Annotated in this window: 1 protein-coding gene; it reads right to left on the reverse strand. The window is 49.4% G+C overall.

The features are described from left to right. Positions 1–96 precede the first annotated feature (96 nt). On the reverse strand, positions 97–1,825 hold a 1,729-nt coding region (locus tag F6K37_RS40575; protein ID WP_287256954.1), incomplete at its 5' end, for a tetratricopeptide repeat protein.

Here is a 1,825-nt window from a genome sequence, read left to right on the forward strand (position 1 = left end):
CGAGGAACACGCTGCCGGGAACTGGCCGTCTTTCTGTCTTGCTTTCCACGACCAAGTTCGCGACTGCAGCCTGCCAGCAAGGCACAAGGCCGAACTCTACTGGCGCCTGTCCAACTGGCAAGAGCAACACGCAGAGGGAGACGGTGCCCTAGCCTGCCTTCGAGGTCTTGTGCCAGAAATAGTTTTGATGTAGTCTCGTTTTTGCTTTTCAGCACCAGCGACGAGATTACGTTCTAGATTGAGTTCTTGGATGTCTAATCCGGCTTCCAGAAACTCTAGGGCTTGCTCAATGTTTCCTTGACTGTGATGGAAAACAGATAGATTATTGAGGATTGATGCCACATATGGGTGTTCTTTACCCAGCAACCGTCTATACATCTCCAAGGCTTGGGTTAACAAGGGTTCTGCTTGTTGGTACCTTCCCATGGATTTGTAGAGTAAAGCCAGATTATTGAGGCTGGCTGCCACATCTGGGTGTTCATCCCCCAGCAACCTTCTCCTCATCTCCAAAGCTTCGGTATACAAGGGTTCCGCCTGTTGGTATCTTCCCATTGAATCGTAGAGTCCCGCCAGATTATTGAGGCTGGCTGCCACATCTGGGTGTTCGTCCCCCAGCAACCGTCTATACATCTCCAAGGATTCGGTATACAAGGGTTCCGCCTGTTGGTACCTTCCCATGGATTGGTAGAGTAAAGCCAGATTATTGAGACTTTTTGCCACATGTGGGTGTTCTTTACCCAGTAACAGTCTCCACATCTCCAAGGCTTGGGTATACAAGGGTTCCGCCTGTTGGTACCTTCCCATTAATTGGTAGAGGAAGGCCAGATTATTGAGGCTGGCTGCCACATCTGGGTGTTCCTGCCCCAGCAACCGTCTATACATCTCCAAGGCTTGGGTATACAAGGGTTCCGCCTGTTGGTACCTTCCCATGACTTGGTAGAGTAAAGCCAGATTATTAAGAATTTTTGCCACATGTGGGTGTTCGTCCCCCAGCAACCGTCTATACATCTCCAAAGCTTGGGTATACAAGGGTTCCGCCTGTTGGTATCTTCCCATTGATTGGTAAAGATTAGCCAGATTATTAAGAATTTTTGCCACATCTGGGTGTTCCTGCCCCAGTAACCGTCTCCACATCTCCAAGGCTTGGGTATACAAGGGTTCCGCCTGTTGGTACCTTCCCATTTCACGATAGAGTTCTGCCAGATTATTGAGGTTTATTGCCACATCAGGGTGTTGGTTCCCCAGCAACCGTCTGTTCATCTCCAAGGCTTCGGTTAACAAGGGTTCCGCCTGTTGGTACCTTCCCATAGCTTGGTAGAGGAAAGCCAGATTATTGAGTTTTTTTGCCACATCAGGGTGTTCTTTCCCCAGTAACAGTCTGTTCATCTCCAAGGCTTCGGTTAACAAGGGTTCCGCCTGTTGGTACCTTCCCATAAAATAGTAGAGTGCCGCCAGATTATTGAGGCTGGTTGCCACATTTGGGTGTTCCTCTCCCAGCAACCGTCTAAACATCTCCAAAGCTTGGGTATACAAGGGTTCCGCCTGTTGGTACCTTCCCATGGATTGGTAGAGTAAAGCCAGATTATTGAGGCTTGATGCCACAGATGGGTGTTCCTGCCCCAGCAACCGTCTATACATCTCCAAGGCTTGGGTATACAAGGGTTCAGCCTGTTGATACCTTCCCATGGATCGATAGAGTCCCGCCAGATTATTCAGGCTTTCTGCCAGATCTCGGTGTTCATCCCCCAGCAACCTTCTTCTCATCTCCAACCCTTGGGTTAACAAGGGTTCAGCTTGTTCGTACCTTCCCATGGATTGGTAAAGA

It is taken from the genome of Moorena sp. SIO4E2 (genome assembly GCF_010671945.1).
Classification (GTDB): Bacteria; Cyanobacteriota; Cyanobacteriia; order Cyanobacteriales; family Coleofasciculaceae; genus Moorena; species Moorena producens.